This window comes from Streptomyces sp. NPDC001816, from assembly GCF_042892235.1.
In the GTDB taxonomy this organism is placed as follows: Bacteria; Actinomycetota; Actinomycetes; order Streptomycetales; family Streptomycetaceae; genus Streptomyces.
In genome coordinates, this window is sequence record NZ_JBIATY010000007.1 from 252,375 (window position 1) to 266,945 (window position 14,571).

General features: G+C 68.8%; 15 protein-coding genes and 2 pseudogenes. 12 read left to right on the forward strand and 5 right to left on the reverse strand.

Annotated elements, in window-relative coordinates:
- The first annotated feature begins 1 nt into the window (after position 1).
- The 3 genes from ACFYZZ_RS26010 to ACFYZZ_RS26020 are packed head-to-tail and all read left to right on the forward strand — an operon-like array spanning position 2 to position 905.
- Positions 2-229 (forward strand): sigma factor-like helix-turn-helix DNA-binding protein, encoded by a 228-nt coding sequence (locus ACFYZZ_RS26010; protein ID WP_389180404.1) that lies wholly within the window; start codon positions 2-4, stop codon positions 227-229.
- A complete protein-coding gene (locus ACFYZZ_RS26015) occupies positions 226-609 on the forward strand; it encodes a DUF6596 domain-containing protein (protein WP_389180407.1) in 384 nt (127 codons plus the stop codon). The genes ACFYZZ_RS26010 and ACFYZZ_RS26015 overlap by 4 nt, the downstream gene beginning before the upstream one ends.
- Complete coding sequence (locus ACFYZZ_RS26020; RefSeq protein ID WP_389180410.1) at positions 606-905, forward strand: hypothetical protein; 300 nt, start codon at positions 606-608, stop codon at positions 903-905. The genes ACFYZZ_RS26015 and ACFYZZ_RS26020 overlap by 4 nt, the downstream gene beginning before the upstream one ends.
- A gap of 130 nt (positions 906-1,035) precedes the next feature.
- On the opposite strand, the gene ACFYZZ_RS26025 is transcribed toward ACFYZZ_RS26020, so the two are convergent.
- Positions 1,036-1,380 carry a DUF2750 domain-containing protein gene (locus ACFYZZ_RS26025; protein WP_389180413.1) on the reverse strand — a complete coding sequence of 115 codons (345 nt, stop codon included), beginning with the start codon at positions 1,378-1,380 and terminating at the stop codon, positions 1,036-1,038.
- 199 nt (positions 1,381-1,579) lie between these two features.
- On the opposite strand from ACFYZZ_RS26025, the gene ACFYZZ_RS26030 reads away from it, so the two are divergent.
- Positions 1,580-2,212, forward strand: a complete 633-nt coding sequence (locus ACFYZZ_RS26030; protein WP_389180416.1) for a BlaI/MecI/CopY family transcriptional regulator — start codon at positions 1,580-1,582, stop codon at positions 2,210-2,212.
- 54 nt (positions 2,213-2,266) lie between these two features.
- Here ACFYZZ_RS26030 and ACFYZZ_RS26035 read toward each other — a convergent pair whose 3' ends face one another.
- Both ACFYZZ_RS26035 and ACFYZZ_RS26040 read right to left on the reverse strand, forming a co-directional pair.
- A complete protein-coding gene (locus tag ACFYZZ_RS26035; RefSeq protein WP_389180419.1) occupies positions 2,267-2,770 on the reverse strand; it encodes a hypothetical protein in 504 nt (167 codons plus the stop codon).
- A gap of 381 nt (positions 2,771-3,151) precedes the next feature.
- Entirely contained in the window at positions 3,152-3,475 is a 324-nt protein-coding gene (locus ACFYZZ_RS26040; protein ID WP_386581608.1) for a hypothetical protein, read from the reverse strand.
- A gap of 504 nt (positions 3,476-3,979) precedes the next feature.
- Between ACFYZZ_RS26040 and ACFYZZ_RS26045 the strand changes: the two genes are divergently transcribed.
- The gene (locus ACFYZZ_RS26045) at positions 3,980-4,483 is read left to right on the forward strand and encodes a hypothetical protein (RefSeq protein WP_389180422.1); all 504 of its coding nucleotides are present in this window, start codon (positions 3,980-3,982) and stop codon (positions 4,481-4,483) included.
- Positions 4,484-5,225: 742 nt separating this feature from the next.
- Here ACFYZZ_RS26045 and galE read toward each other — a convergent pair.
- Positions 5,226-6,221 (reverse strand): UDP-glucose 4-epimerase GalE, encoded by a 996-nt coding sequence (galE, locus tag ACFYZZ_RS26050; protein WP_389180425.1) that lies wholly within the window; start codon positions 6,219-6,221, stop codon positions 5,226-5,228.
- A gap of 585 nt (positions 6,222-6,806) precedes the next feature.
- Between galE and ACFYZZ_RS26055 the strand changes: the two genes are divergently transcribed.
- The 3 genes and pseudogenes from ACFYZZ_RS26055 to ACFYZZ_RS26065 all read left to right on the forward strand — a co-directional run.
- Complete coding sequence (locus ACFYZZ_RS26055; RefSeq protein WP_389180427.1) at positions 6,807-8,702, forward strand: lamin tail domain-containing protein; 1,896 nt, start codon at positions 6,807-6,809, stop codon at positions 8,700-8,702.
- Between the two features lie 214 nt (positions 8,703-8,916).
- A pseudogene (locus ACFYZZ_RS26060) lies at positions 8,917-9,354 on the forward strand (DUF6192 family protein); the annotation flags it as partial.
- A gap of 328 nt (positions 9,355-9,682) precedes the next feature.
- Positions 9,683-9,877 (forward strand): annotated as a pseudogene (locus tag ACFYZZ_RS26065) (cyanate hydratase); the annotation flags it as partial.
- A gap of 115 nt (positions 9,878-9,992) precedes the next feature.
- On the opposite strand, the gene ACFYZZ_RS26070 reads toward ACFYZZ_RS26065, so the two are convergent.
- Positions 9,993-12,755 (reverse strand): heavy metal translocating P-type ATPase, encoded by a 2,763-nt coding sequence (locus ACFYZZ_RS26070; RefSeq protein ID WP_389180430.1) that lies wholly within the window; start codon positions 12,753-12,755, stop codon positions 9,993-9,995.
- Between the two features lie 208 nt (positions 12,756-12,963).
- Here ACFYZZ_RS26070 and ACFYZZ_RS26075 point away from each other — a divergent pair, with 208 nt between their 5' ends.
- Genes ACFYZZ_RS26075 through ACFYZZ_RS26090 form a run of 4 tightly spaced genes read left to right on the forward strand, consistent with a single transcriptional unit; the run spans position 12,964 to position 14,570 of the window.
- Positions 12,964-13,245, forward strand: a complete 282-nt coding sequence (locus tag ACFYZZ_RS26075; RefSeq protein WP_389180969.1) for an SHOCT domain-containing protein — start codon at positions 12,964-12,966, stop codon at positions 13,243-13,245.
- Between the two features lie 47 nt (positions 13,246-13,292).
- Positions 13,293-13,598 (forward strand): DUF2933 domain-containing protein, encoded by a 306-nt coding sequence (locus ACFYZZ_RS26080; RefSeq protein ID WP_389180433.1) that lies wholly within the window; start codon positions 13,293-13,295, stop codon positions 13,596-13,598.
- The gene (locus ACFYZZ_RS26085) at positions 13,586-13,873 is read left to right on the forward strand and encodes a hypothetical protein (protein WP_389180436.1); all 288 of its coding nucleotides are present in this window, start codon (positions 13,586-13,588) and stop codon (positions 13,871-13,873) included. Before ACFYZZ_RS26080 ends, ACFYZZ_RS26085 begins: the two co-directional genes overlap by 13 nt.
- A complete protein-coding gene (locus ACFYZZ_RS26090) occupies positions 13,866-14,570 on the forward strand; it encodes a methyltransferase family protein (RefSeq protein WP_389180439.1) in 705 nt (234 codons plus the stop codon). The genes ACFYZZ_RS26085 and ACFYZZ_RS26090 overlap by 8 nt, the downstream gene beginning before the upstream one ends.
- Position 14,571: the final 1 nt, after the last annotated feature.

Below are 14,571 nucleotides of genomic sequence, written 5' to 3' on the forward strand. Positions count from 1 at the left end.
CATGTGCAGTCATCCGGCGTTGGCGCAGGAGGCGCAGCTGGCGCTCACGCTGCGGCTGGTGTGCGGGGTGACGACCGCCGATGTCGCCCGGGCGCTGCTGGTATCGGAGCCGACGATGGCCGCCCGGATGACCCGGGCGAAGAAGAAGATCTCGGCTGCGCGGATCCCCTTCCGGCTGCCAGGAGCGGCTGAGCTGCCGGATCGGCTGCGCGCGCGGTGCTCGGCGTGATCCATCTGCTGTTCACCGCCGGGCACACCGCGCCGTCCGGCGCATCGCTGGTGCGTAATGACCTGGTGGATCAGTCGCTGCGGCTGGCCCGGATGCTGCGGGAGCTGATGCCTGACGAGCGGGAGGTGTGGGGGCTGCTCGCCCTGCTGCTGGTCACCGATGCCCGGCGTGCCACCCGGGTCGATGCCGACGGTCGCCTGCTGCGGCTGGAGGACCAGGATCGATCGCTCTGGGACCGCTCGGCGATGGCCGAGGCGCACGACCTGATCGTGGACGGGCTGCGCGGCGGTCGGCCGGGCCGCTATGTCCTGCAGGCGGCGATCGCGTCGCTCTACGCCGAGGCGCCGTCCTACGACCAGACGGATTGGCGCAGATCGTGACCCTGTACGACGAGCTGCTGTCGGTGTGGCCCTCACCGGTGGTGGCGTTGAACCGCACGGTGGCGGTCTCGATGGTCTCCGGTCCGGCACAGGCGCTGGAAGAGGTCGAGCAGTTGGAGAAGGACGGCCGACTCGCGCGATACCAGTACCTACCGGCGATCAAGGCGGACCTGCTGCATCGCCTCGGCCGCTCGGAGGAGGCTTCGCTCGCCTACCAGCCGGCTTTGGTGTTGACCGGGAACGACGCCGAGCGCGAGTTTCTGGCCGAACGCCTGGCCGGTCCGCATCGGGCATAGGCATACTGGGCCCCTCGGTGGCGAGTCCTCTATCGCGTCTCCTTCGACCGCCCACCGGAGCCGCTCGATACCTACCCACAGCAGCTCGCGTTCGAGGACTTCGTGGAACCAACGTCCGGAGACACCACAGCTAGTCAGCCGCCGCCAGTCGGTTGAGAACTTCCATCGGGGTGAAGCTCCAGCCGACGAGGCGCGGCCCGCTCCAGTTGATGCCGATCATGAGTCCATCTCGGGCGACATCGGGCAGTTCGCGATCGCGCCAGGTGTCCAAGGGCATGGATTCAACGCGTAGCTCATGCCCCCAGATCTTCGCTGCCCTCTGGGCGCGGGCCGAGGTCGACCAGAAGGGAAGACTTCGCGTGCCGTCCGCGGAGAGGGAAGTTGGGCTTGCGCCGTCATCCCTGACAAACCAGACCACTTGGCTCTGGCGAACGTCTCGGAAGAATGCCGCTGCCTGCGAACCACTTTGACTCATGACCACCGAGCCTAACGTTCCCTGCCACTCATTTCGTTAGGAGTTCTTACACCGGAAGGCGTCGCTCGCACAGCAGAAACAGGGCTTCCGGCCCGTATTATCGCTGCACCAGGGCGAGCGGCGGCCCGGAACATCTTCCCTGACCCGCTGCAACGGCCCCTGAGGGGCTTCAGCCCGGCCACGAACCGAGGAGAGAAAGATGTCCGAAGGCACAGATACCGCGACAGAGTTGACTTCGCAGTACATCACCCAGGTGGCCAGCGACCTCGAACGCAACATCAAGGAGCAGGAACGGATCACGGCGGAACTCACCGCACTGCAGCAGCAGTTGGCCACACTGCAGCATGACCACACCGTGCTGGTGAGCATCCAACAGGCCCTCGGTGTCCCCGCAACAGCCCTTGAGCCTGCCGGCGCCGACAGCGCCTCTGTGCCTTCCCCCAGGAAGAAGACCACGCCTGCGTCTGGCGCTCGCCGGTCGACGAAGACCGCCACTGCGCAACAGCCCAGAGCCAAGAAGCAGCCCGGCGCGAAGCCCGCAGCCAAGAAGGCGGGAGCGAAGAGTACGCGGCCCACCCTGGTCGACCTCATCCACCGCCACCTCACCGAGCAGAGCGAACCCCGCTCCTCGGCAGAGGTCGCCGAGGCACTCGGCAACGCGCACCCTGACCGCAACATCGCGACCAATGTTGTGCGCACCACTCTCGAAAACCTTGTGGCCAAGAGCCTGGTTCAGCGGACCAGGCAGGGCAGGTCCGTCTTCTACACCGCTGCCAATCCCCCGGAGCCGACGACGCCCACGGGCGATGCCCAGCCCGAAACTGCCGGATAGGCCCCGGGCCTGTGCAGGTCCGCACGAGCGTGCTCGTCTGCCGTGTGGCGTTGGTCAGCGCGCCGGTACGCAGGCTCCGTAGCTGTCGGTCTGGCGGAGCACCGACGCCTCCTGCCCCGGCGCGGACCATACCTGGATGAGGTACCACTCGGTGATCTCGTCCGGGGCAAGATCGATGGCGGTGTCCCGGCCACGGGCATGGATGCGCAGCCGGTAGTCGCCTGGGCCGTTGAAGGACAGCATGGGCAACTCTTCGTCGAGGTCGGCCATCAGACCTCGCACCGTGAGTTCTGCCGATACCGAGTGCAGTGACACTTCGACGATCTCTTCCCACCCGGTGTCCCCTGGCTGCGGGGCCTCGGTGTGGAAGGTGACGGTGACGTCGACATCGCCGGTGTGGATGCCGGTGAGGACCGCCGCGATGCCGTCTTGGACCTGAACAAGACCGTTGTGCCCGCTGGGCAGGTCAGGGCCGGCGGGGCCGCCCTCGTCGGTGATGTGGAACTGGTGGTAGTGCACGGGCACGAGCCCGCGCCCCTGCTGGACCTGAGGGCTCATGGTGTGTGTCCTGGGTGGTCTGCGGTTGACTGGCTCGCTCATAGCTATCGACTGCGCCGCAGGCCGGTAAGCCCTACGCACCCCTGGTGCCCCCTGCACGCTGAGCTGTCTCGCGGCCACAACCTGACTACGTCGACACCGCCCCGGCGATCCACTCGTTCCGCTCGGCCATCTGGGACAGGGCCAGAACAACGCCGCCGGTGACGAGGGAGGCCGCAGCCAGGACGCCGCTCCCGCACCACAGGGTCCGGCCCAGCGAGCCGGGTCGCCATGCGTCGGGCGCGTGAGCATGAGGCCCGCGGGTGGGAGGCCGGTTGGTCCGAGAGCCCGCGCGGCCGCCGCCCGCTCCTGCGAACGGCGGCCCCGAACGGGATCAGAGGCTCAGAGCTTGGTGAAGCACATCGTGGAGCCGCTGCCCCGGCGGGTGACCTTGATGCCGTAGTCGTACTCGGCCCCGCACTGCTGGTTCGCGACCACCAGGTCGCCCATCTTGTACTCGGCCTCGGGAGAGTCGCAGTCGACGACCGTCGGAACCGGGCTGCCCTGAGGGTCCTCGACCTTGACGCAGTCGCCGATGGTGGGGTTGTGCGACGCCGCCTCGGCCTCCTTCTTCGCCTTGCCGCCGTTGGGATCGGTGTTGTAGTCCCAGACCCAATAGCCGAGGGCGCCGAACACCGCTATGACGATGACGGCGGACCTCAGCATCCGCCCCAGACCGCCCGGCTGCGGTCGCTGCGGCCCACGGGGAGGCTGCGGTTGCTGGGGGTGTCCGTACGGCGCCTGTGGCTGCTGCGGGTGTCCGTACGGCGCCTGCGGCTGCTGGGGGTATCCGTTGGGTTGCTGCGGCTGCCCGTACGGCGGCTGATTCTGATACTGCGGTGGAGGCGTCGACATGCCTGGGAATCCCCGTTGTTGAGTCTCGGATGGTGATCAATGCGAGCGCGAGACTATCCCTCGGTAGCGCACGGTCGCCAATTACGGTCACGGATGCTCCCGCACCGCTGGGAAGAGGCTCGCAGGTGACGAGGTCCATGCAGTTGGGTGTCGAAGATCTGGACCCGGTCGAGCGGAATGCCGGTGCAGTCGTTCAGCCGCCAGCCACGGACGCGTGAGGTTTCACCGGGGTAGCCGGCGCATGCGCCCAGGCGTTCCATTCCGCACCCAACCGACCGACGGCCCGCCTCCCCGACCGTAGGGCATTCTGTTGCGGTGAGTGATCCTCAACCAACATGGCAGGAATGGCTGAACAGCCTGGACGTGCCGCGTAAGGCCGCTGCGGAGTGGCTGGGTGCCCAGTTCAGCGCACTCGGCGTGACCGATCCTGTCGACCTGATCAAGTCGGAGGTCCTGGAAGACCTTCCGCAGCTCGCGCGATTTGTGCTGCTGCGGAGACTGTGGCGGGGTGCGATTGACGGCTGGTCCGATCCGGGCTCGCTCGATCAACTGCCTGCCGCCCAGCGTCTTCTTGCCGCCGGGTCGGACAGAGAGGACCTTGTTCGCCTGGTCCGAGCTGTTGCCTATGAGGCGGTGTTCGCGACGCTCGACGAGTTGGATGCCGGTGGCGATGTGAACGCGTCGGGTGTGGATGTCGGCTGGGTCGTCATGGAGTCGAGTGAAGACGGCTCCCCGACTGGGCGAGCCCTGTCGGGCCTGCATGAAGACCTCCTGACGATGGATCCCAGCGGGCGCGATGGAGCTGACCTCTGGCCGTGAGGCCAGCCCTTCGGGCTGTTGACAAAGCTCACGGCTGGGTCAGGATTCGGGTCCGGAGTATACGGGCGGTTGGTACACGGGCTGGCACAGGCAGGCGGCTCGCGGAGTGCTCAGATCGGCGGCCTGGTCCGCCGGGCGGCCGCCACTCTGACCTCCTCGGGGGTGTAAGCGCGTAGCAGAGCGTCAAGCAAGCGATCCAGCCGCGCCCGTCGATCGGACCGGTCGCGGGCAAAGACGCTGGCGGGCGCGGAAAAGACCAGTAGGGCCTCCCGGATCGCCCAGGCACCCCGGGTTCGAAAACACCTGAGAACGGACGTCGTTCGTCGACGGCTTCTGTCCGTTGCCGTCGAATCCAGCCGCCTTGGGCCGTGCGCCCTTGCACGGGTGTGATGGCAGGCAGTTGATCTCCGCTGCGGCTGGAGAGTACGCGTCAGCAGATGGGGATGTCCCCCCGTCGGGCACCCCGCGTGTCCGAGTACCGCCCGCACGCGAGAGGATGTCGTCGTGAGTGAGTGGAGGTAGCGCTGATCGCGGCAGGTTCAGCGATTGCTGGCAGCGTCGTTATGCAGTCCGCCCTGGTCCCCTGATGAGCAGGCGAATCGCCCGCCGGAACGTCCGCTGCAGCGGCCAGTGGACCTCACGGGAGCACGAACGCGACTGAGCATGCTGGCTCCGCCCATGAGCAGGGCCACCCCTCTTCCGCCGCAGCCCGGCCACACCGAGTTGGCAGCAGAGCGCGGTTTCAGTCCTTCAACAGCTCGTCGCGCACCGGCATCCAGTCCAGGCCAGACCGGATGCCGTCCTCCAGGGACAGCATCGGCGTCCACCCCAGCAACTCGGCCGCCCGGTCGCTCTTCGTGTAGCTGCCGGCAACGTCGCCGGGCCGCCGGTCGGTGTCGATGGTTGCCAGGGGCGTGCTGACCACGTTGTTGAACGCGGCGCAAAGCTCCCGAACCGTGGTGCCCGAGCCAGTGCCCAGGTTGATCGCGATCGAGCGTTTCGCCCCCACGAGGATGGAGTCGAAACGCTCGATCGCCGCGATGTGGGCCGCGGCGAGATCCCAGACGTGCACGTAGTCCCTGATGCCCGAGCCGTCACGTGTCGGGTAGTCCGTCCCCGTGACCGGGAACGGACGGCCTTCCTCGTGTGCCTGGATGAGCACGCCCAGGGCATGGCTGGGCCGCTTGAGCTGGAGCCCTGTACGCAGCTGAGGGTCGGCCCCCACCGGGTTGAAGTAGCGAAGAGACAACACGCGCGGCCCTGCCACGGCGATGTCGGCGAACATCTCCTCGCACACGGCCTTGGTCCGTGCGTAAGGGCTCTGCGGCGCCAGCGGCGAGTCCTCGTCGACGGGCGAGCCGTCCTCGGCCTGGTAGATGGAGGCTGAGCTGCTGAAGATGATGCGGTCGCAGCCGTTGCGGTGCAGGTGACTGACGAAGGCCAGGCTCTTGGCCACGTTCGCCTCGTAATAGCCGATCGGGTCCGCGACGGACTCGGGCACCACGATCAGCGCCGCACAGTGCACCACGGTGGAGATGTCCGGGTGCTCCGAGAAGATCCGGTCGACCAGTGCCCCGTCCGCGATGTCACCCTCGTAGAAAGTGCGGCCCTCGGTGAACTCACGGCGGCCCCGAACGAGACTGTCGAGGATCACGGGGGTGACGCCTGCGTCCAGGCAGGCCGAGGCGACCGTGCTACCGATGTAACCGGCTCCCCCGGCGATAAGGACCTTCACCACGAAGTTTCTCTCCCGGCCTCGTTGGCACCCCAGTTGGCGACCGGCGGCAAGGTTAGCGGAGAAGCTGGGTGGGAGAGGGCGACAGCTCGACTGCCACAGCCGGGACCGGCTCACGGACACATGCCGGCGCCAGCGCCCGGCCCGCCGCCTCCGACGCAGCCGGCGGGCCGAGGCTATGGTCCGCAGCGCGAACGGGGCCTGCTCCGAGGTTCGGAATCAGGAACTCCGCCGCTGACGTGCCCGTTCTCAGTCGTCACCGGACCGATCCACTGCACGGCGACGGACCACCACTGAGCTTGAGCCAGAACCCGACTTCCGACAGCACTTGTTCACGACTTTCGACAGCGGCCAGGTCTGTGCAGTCCAGGCTGGTGTTCGTGACCGTTTTCGGCGGCGCCTTCGCATCGCCAGGCAGCGATGGGCGCCTGGCGTTCCGGTGGCCAGCAGCTGGAATTCAGTTGGAGTACACGCTGTTTCAAGATCGCGTCGCCAGAGTCCCGCCTCGTGTCTACCTCACGCTCGCGTGCCGGCGTCGCATCCGTATGCGCCGCTGCTTTCACGCTTTCAGGACTGCTCGTCACAGGCGTGCTTGCCGCTCAGCCTGCGGCTGCCGCGGACCCGGCCGACTACCAGAACGTTCGGATCAACGAAGTCACCTCGTCGAACAACGACACGGTGGAGTTGTACAACACCGGCTCGACCGCGGTGAGCATCAGTGGCTGGAAGATGTCCGACGACAGCTTCTCGCCGCAGTCGTTCAGTCCTTCCTCGAGCACGATCCCGGCCGGCGGCTTCGTCACCTTCAACTCGCCCAAGGGGCTCGGTGATTCGGACAAGCTGGTGATCTACACGTCCAGCGGCACGGTGGTCGACCGCGTTGAGTGGGCCATCAACGGGGCGAAGCCGGCGATGGCGCGTTGCGGCGGCGACGGCACCGGGGGGTGGGTGACCACGACCGCGGCGTCCACGTTCGGCGCCTCGAACGCCTCGGGCTGCCCGTCGTCGATCCCGCCGTCGAGCCGGGTGCGGATCAACGAGGTCACCTCGGACGGCGCGGACACCGTGGAGCTGTACAACGGCGGAACGAGCGCGGTCAGCATCGGGGCGTGGAAGTACGTCGACAGTGACACCAGCCACTCCCCGGCATCGGTCTCGTCCTCCTCGCCGAGCGCGACCAGCATTCCCGCGGGCGGCTACGTCACGTTCAACTCCACCATCGGTCTGGGTGACAACGACTCGGTCTTCCTCCTCGACAGCAACGGCAACACGGTCGACTCGGTGACCTGGGCGGCCGGTGACGCCAAGCCGTCGGACGAGCGTTGCACCAACGGCACCGGCTCGTTCCAGACCTCCACGACCGCGACGCTCGGCAGCGCGAATTCCTGCTCAGGCGGCGGTGGCGGTGGTGGTGGTGGTCAGACCGGCCAGTTGCTGGGTGGCGGCGGCTCGCTCACCAGCGGCTGCACCCCCGAGGCGCCCTCCGGTACGGGTTCCACCCCGGCGGGCACCCTGGCGTGGCCGGGCGGGCTGGACGTCACGATCGCGGACGACGTCTGCGCGTTCACCACGTCCACCGGTCCTGAAGGCCGGGACCTGAGCGGTCTGGCGTTCGACCCTGCGAACCCGTCGGTGCTGTGGGCCGCCAAGAACAAGGACTGGCTGTTCAAGCTGGTCAAGAGCAACGGCAAGTGGATCCCGGACGCGTCATGGAGCGCAACTGGCAAGCAGATCCGTTTTCTGGGCGGCTCCGGCGAGCCGGACTCCGAGGGTCTGACGGTCGGCGGTAACGGCCACATCTACGTGACCTCCGAGCGTGACAACACCCACAACACGGTCCCCAAGGACACGATCACGGAGTTCGACCCGGCCGCGACCGGCTCGACGCTCACGCCGATCCACCAGTGGGACATGTCCTCGCAGTTCCCGCAGCTCAACACCGGCAGCAAGGACGACGCCAACCTGGGCTTCGAGGGTGTCGGCTACGTACCGGACAGCTGGCTGACCGCAAACGGCTGGGTCGACCCGCTCACCGGCGCCGCCTACAACCCGGCGAACTACCCGCTGCACGGGTCGGGCCTGTTCTTCGCCGGCCTGGAGTGGGACGGCACGCTGCACGTCTACGGCCTGAACTCCGACGGAACGTTCACCACGTTCGGCACGATCGCGACCGGCAAGGCCTCCGTGATGGACGTGATGTTCGACGCCGGAACCCAGCGCATCATCGCGACCTGCGACAACACCTGCGGCGAGACGCACACCTTCCTGAAGGTCAACGCCGGCGGCGCGATCGTTCCGGACGTGGCCTACACGAACCCGGCCGTCATGCCGACCGACAACCTGGAGGGCTTCGCGATCGCGCCGAGGTCGACCTGCGTCAACGGCTTCCGCGAAGCGGTCTGGAGCGACGACGGCGTCTACGGCTTCGGCTCCAGAAGCTCCTCCTACGGACACGCCATCTACAGCGGCACCTTCCCCTGCTGATCCCGCCGACCACGCAAGACGGCTCACGCACGGGGCCACCTCCAAGGTGAGGCACCCAAGCAGTACGCAGCGACGAAGCTCCTGGCAGACGGGGCGACGACAAGACCACCCGCCGACCGCCAGGAGCTTCGTCGTGCCTGTCCCCGGGACCGCGCAGTTCGCTTTGGGCGACATGGCGTTGGAGATCGAGCCGATGCGGTCGGTGGGCGGGTCGATGCCGAACGGCACGGACGACTTGGTCACCGTGACGGAGTCGTTGCAGCTGTTCGCGGACGACATCGGCGTTGAGCGCCGGACGGTGGAGGACTGGCGCTACACCGCCAACCGGTGGCCGAAGGAGCGCCGCAAGGAGCGAGTGTCGTTGACGGTTCACCGCATCCTCGCGTCGGTAGCGGACGAGGACGAGCGGTGGGCTGCGATCGAGGACGCGTCGTTCAACCCGCGTACGGAGGCTCGGCATTGGACGCCGGACGGCGCGAAGCGGGTCGTTGGCCAGCGCGTCGACCGGCCGGTGACCGTGGCTGAGAAGGTCCAGGCCGTGGCCGACCTGACCCGGGACGACGAGGTGGCCGCGCAGGTCGCCACCGATCTGCTGAAGCGGCCGGCGGTGACTGAGCACGTCACCCCGGCCGAGAGGGTGCGGGTCGTCACGGAGCTGACCACTGCCGTGCCGCGACGCCGGCAGGCCCGGCCGCTGGCCGAACTCTACGGCGACCTAGTCCGCTTCGCCCCAATGGAAGCGAGGCCAGCGGGCCTGCGCACCTACCAGCTCATGGCAGCAACCCGCCTGACCCGCTCGCAGGTCGGCCGGGGCATCCGGCACGTCCGCGACGTCGTGGCCGCCGAGAACCTGCCGCCGATAACCTGGACACGGCAGGACGGGTTCATGTTCTCCGACGACACTGCGGACTGGATCGAGTACGACAAGCGGCAGTTCCGGCAGATCCTCGGCCGGCTGACCCGGATGATCATGGGCACGCTCGGTCCTCCGCTTCTACGAGATGCTCCAGGTCTACGGCACCACCCTGAAGGCACTGGTCCACGAGCAGTTCGGGGACGGCATCATCTCCGCGATCAACTTCAAGCTCGACGTGAAGAAGGTCACCGACCCCGAAGGTGGCGAGCGCGCCGTCATCACCCTCGACGGCAAGTACCTGCCGACCAAGCCCTTCTGACCCACGCGGCATCACATGTGACAACGGGTCGGGCCGCACCGGCCCGACCCTGCTCCACGCGCGATGACACCAGCACGCGCGCAGCGGAGGTCGACGGGCGAGGCGCACCCTCGTGTCAGTGGTGCTCGTGCTTGTCATGCCGGATGCCGCTGCCCGCAGCCGCCGTACCGGCATAGCGGCCGGGTTCGGCGTCGTAGGCGTCGGCGCAGTGGGCCGAGCAGAAGGACAAGGTGTAGTCGGGGGTGTCCCGCTGTTCCGCGGCGGTCGCGGGATCGATCTGCATGCCGCACACCGGGTCGGTCACGGTCTGTGCCGCGCCCGGTCCTTCCGCAGGCTCCCCCGCCGCCTCGACGATCAGGTCTCCCTGCACCGAGGTCTCGGCCTCCGCGAGAGGCTCGGGACGCCAGCGGCGCAGCCGGGAGGCGTTGGTGACCACCGACAGGGAGGACAGGGCCATGGCCGCGGCGGCGATGATCGGGCTGAGACGGATGCCCCAGAGCGGATAGAGGGCTCCGGCGGCGATCGGGATGCCGACGGCGTTGTAGACCAGGGCGAAGAACAGGTTCTGCTTGATGTTGCGCATGGTGGCGCGCGACAGGCGGATCGCGGTGACCACGCCGGATGGCGAGCCGGAGATGAGCGTGATGTCGGCGGCCTCGATGGCGACGTCCGTGCCGGTGCCGATCGCCATGCCCACGTCGGCCTGGGCCAGCGCGGGGGCGTCGTTGATGCCGTCGCCGACCATGCCGACGATCCGGCCCTCGCCCTGGAGACGGCGGATCTCGTCGGCCTTGTGTTCCGGCAGGACTTCGGCGAGAACCCGCCGTACGCCGACCTGGCGGGCGATGGCGGCGGCGGTGCGGGCGTTGTCGCCGGTGAGGATGACGGTCTCGATGCCGAGGCGGTGCAGGGCGGTGATGGCCTGGGCCGAGTCGTCCTTGACGGTGTCGGCGACGGCCAGCACGCCCGCCGGGCGCCCGTCGACGGCGGCCAAGACGGGGGTCTTGCCCTGGCCGGAGAACTCCTCGGCCTGCGCGGCCAGTTGAGCGGTGTCGATGCCGACGTCGGCGAGCAGACGGGCGGTGCCGACGAGGACCGCCTTGCCGTCGGCGGTAGCCTGGACACCCTTACCGGTGACCGAGTCGAAGGCCGTGGCGGCGGGAACGGTCAGGCCGCGTTCGCGGGCGCTCGCGACGATCGCGGTGGCAAGGGGGTGCTCGCTGTCGGCCTCGGCGGCAGCGACGAGCCGCAGCACCTCCGCCTCACCAAAATCGTCCGCCGGACGCACGTCGGTCAGGACCGGCTTGCCCGCGGTGACCGTGCCGGTCTTGTCCAGTACGACCGTGTCCAGCTTGTGCGCGGTCTCCAGGGCCTCGGCGGAGCGGATCAGGATGCCTGCCCGGGCGCCCTTTCCGGTACCGACCATCACGGACAGCGGGGTGGCCAGGCCCAGTGCGCAAGGGCAGGCGATGATCAGGACGGAGACCGCGGAGACCAGGGCCAGGGTGAGCGCGGGCGCCGGGCCGACGGTGTACCAGAGTGCGAAGGTGGCGATCGCGACGGCGATGACCGCGGGGACGAAGTACGCGGAGATCGCGTCGGCGAGCCGCTGGATCGGCGCCTTGGACGCCTGGGCCTGCTGCACCATCCGGATGATCTGCGCCAGCATCGTGTCCGCGCCGATCTTCGCCGCCCGCACCCGCAGGGACCCGGTCGTGTTCACGGTGGCGCCGATCACCGTGTCCCCGGCCCGCTTGGTGACCGGCATCGGCTCACCGGTGACCATCGACTCGTCCACGGCGGACGCGCCCGACAGCACCTCGGCGTCGACGGGGATCTTCTCCCCCGGCCGTACGGCGATCTCATCGCCCACCACGACCTCGTCCACCGGGATCTCGGCCTCGGCCCCGTCCCGTACGACGCGGGCGGTACGGGCCTGCAGACCCAGCAGTGCGCGGATCGCCTCACCGGTGCCGGCCTTGGCGCGCGCCTCCAGGAACCGGCCGAGGAGGATCAGGGTGAGGATGACGCCGACGGCCTCGAAGTAGACCTCGCGCAGGTTCTCCGGCAGCAGCGACGGAGCCAGGGTGACCAGGAGGCTGTATCCGTAGGCGGCGGATGTGCCCAGCGTGATGAGGGAGTTCATGTCGGCGCCGCGGTGGCGCAGGGTGAGCCAGCCGATGCGGTGGATGGGCCATCCGGTCCAGAACATCACCGGGGTGATGAGCGCCAGTTGCAGCCAGTGGTTGAGCATCCAGCCCGGCACCCAGTCGGCGCCGAACAGCTCGTGTGCCATCACCGCGAACAGCACGGGAAGCGTCAGCACCGCGCCGACCACGACCCGGCGGAACAGATCCGTGATCTCCGCCTGCCGCTCCGCGGCCTCCGCGGCCTCGGCGTCGGCGGCGGAGACGTGCTCCTGCGTCCCCCCGGCCGGCACCGCGGGTGCCTCGTCGGCCAGGCCACCCTCGGCACCCCCGCCCGGGCCACCCTCCGCACCCCCGCCCGGGTCGACCACGAGCGTGCCGCGGATCATGTTCATCCCGCACGCGAATTCGTACGACCCCGCCTGCTCGGGGCGCAGTCGCACCACGGTGCGTGCGTACGCGGGCAGCCCGGCACTCACGCGCAGATCAGGGAAGACGACACGGTTGGTGCACTCCCCCGACTCCTGCCGGTCGAAGACCAGCTCCACCGGCACGCCCTGCCGCACCCGGATCACATCGGGGCTGTACCCGCCCCGCACGGTCACCTCCGCGCGCTGCACCCCGCCTTCCAGGCGGGCGCTGCGGGCCCGGCGCGGCCCGAAGAAGTACCAGCCCAGGGCGGCGATGAGCACGGTGGCCAAGGCCACTACGACGATGTCTGCGGTATCCATGGCGGACCTTCTCTCCGTCCTTGTCCGCGGCCACTTCCCACCCTCCTCCGGATACCCCCGCTGGGTAAGGGACCAATGGCCCGGATGCGTTGGCCGCTTCGGCCCATGACCTGCCCGGGGGTGAAGGCGCACGGTGAGGGTGAGGGCACCGGGCAGCCCGCAGGCGCCAGACCCGCGTCCCGTGGCCCGCGACGAGGTGAGCACCGTGATGTTCTGGTACGACCACGATGTCAGCGGATGGGGCTGGTTCGCGATGTCGGCGGGCATGATCCTCTTCTGGGCCGTGATCATCGCGCTCGGTGTTCTGCTCTTCCGGGCCCTGGCCCGGTCGAACGGCACCGGGACACCGCCTGTCACTCCGCCCTCCGGACCCAGCCCCGAGCAGCTCCTCGCGGAGCGCTTCGCCCGCGGAGAGATCGACGAGGACGAGTACAACCGGCGCATGGCCGTTCTGCACGCCGGCCGCGGGCCTTCGCTCAGCAAGAGCTGACCGGCACCCGACGGCATTCCGACGGGCACACTCCGAGGACGCCCGTGATGAGCACCGATCAGCGCATCTACGGCCTGTACGCGGTCGCGGTCGCGATCGCCGTGGTCGGTGTCCTGGCCCTGGGCGTGCCGGTCGGCACGATCCTCGTGCTGGCGATCGCTCTCGCCTGCCCGCTGATGATGATGTTCATGATGCGCGGCATGCGCGGCGACGGCGGCGCGCACGGCGGTCACGGTTTCCGAGGGAAGCACCTCGATGACCGCCCGGAGGACCGGCCGCTGACCAAGCACGACCGTCCGCCGTACGGTGCCGGCCGGGCCGGAGGACAGGGGGCCGGACCATGTCCGCGGTGATCACCCTGCTGTTCGGGGCGGCCATGCTGACCTGGTTCGTCTACGACACCGTCCGCCTGGTCACCCCGTATGTGTCCCGCTGCCCGCCGCTCGCCCGATTGCGCGGCCGCCGTGCCGCGCTGGAGGCCGTCGAGCGGCGCAGTACCGGCCTGCTGCTGCACGGCCGCATCACGGCAGCCGAGCACCAGGCCCGCATGAGCCGGCTCGCCCACGGCGAGCGGCCCCCAGGCACCACCCGGCACGCGAGCATCCGGGGAGGAGGCCGTCATGGCTGACGCCGCCTACGGCCTGTGGGCGCTGGTCGTCCTGAACACATTGCTGTTCATCGCCTTCGCCGCGAGCTTCTTCCACCCGAAGACCGGGCGGGACTGGAGGGCGATGGGCGCCTACAGTGCTTTCCTGGTCGCCCTCTTCACGGAGATGTACGGCACCCCGCTGACCATCTACCTGCTCGGCAGCTGGCTCGGCTCCCGCTTCCCGCTGCTGAAGGACACCCACGCCGGCGGCCACCTGTGGAACGACCTGATCGGCTGGAAGTACGACCCCCACCTCAGCCCCTTCCACCTGGCGAGCTACGTCGCCATCGGCGCCGGTTTCTGGCTGATCGCCGCCGCCTGGAGGGTGCTGCACGAGGCCGCCCGGCACGACCGGCTCGCCACCACCAGCCCCTACGCCCACGTCCGGCACCCGCAGTACGACGGCTTCCTGCTCGTCATGATCGGGTTCCTGCTGCAGTGGCCCACGATCCCCACCCTGATCATGTTCCCGGTCCTGGTGTACGTCTACGCCCGCCTCGCCCGCAGCGAAGAGCGGGAAGTGGCCTGCCGGTTCGGGCCCGAGTGGGACGCGTACGCGGGAGGTACCCCGCGCTTCGTTCCCCGCTGCCGCAAGGCCCCGCCCTCCACCCGGCCGCACAACAGTCCTGCACGAAACCGGCGGCCCGAGGGGTTCACCCACCTTCCTGGAGGCTGAC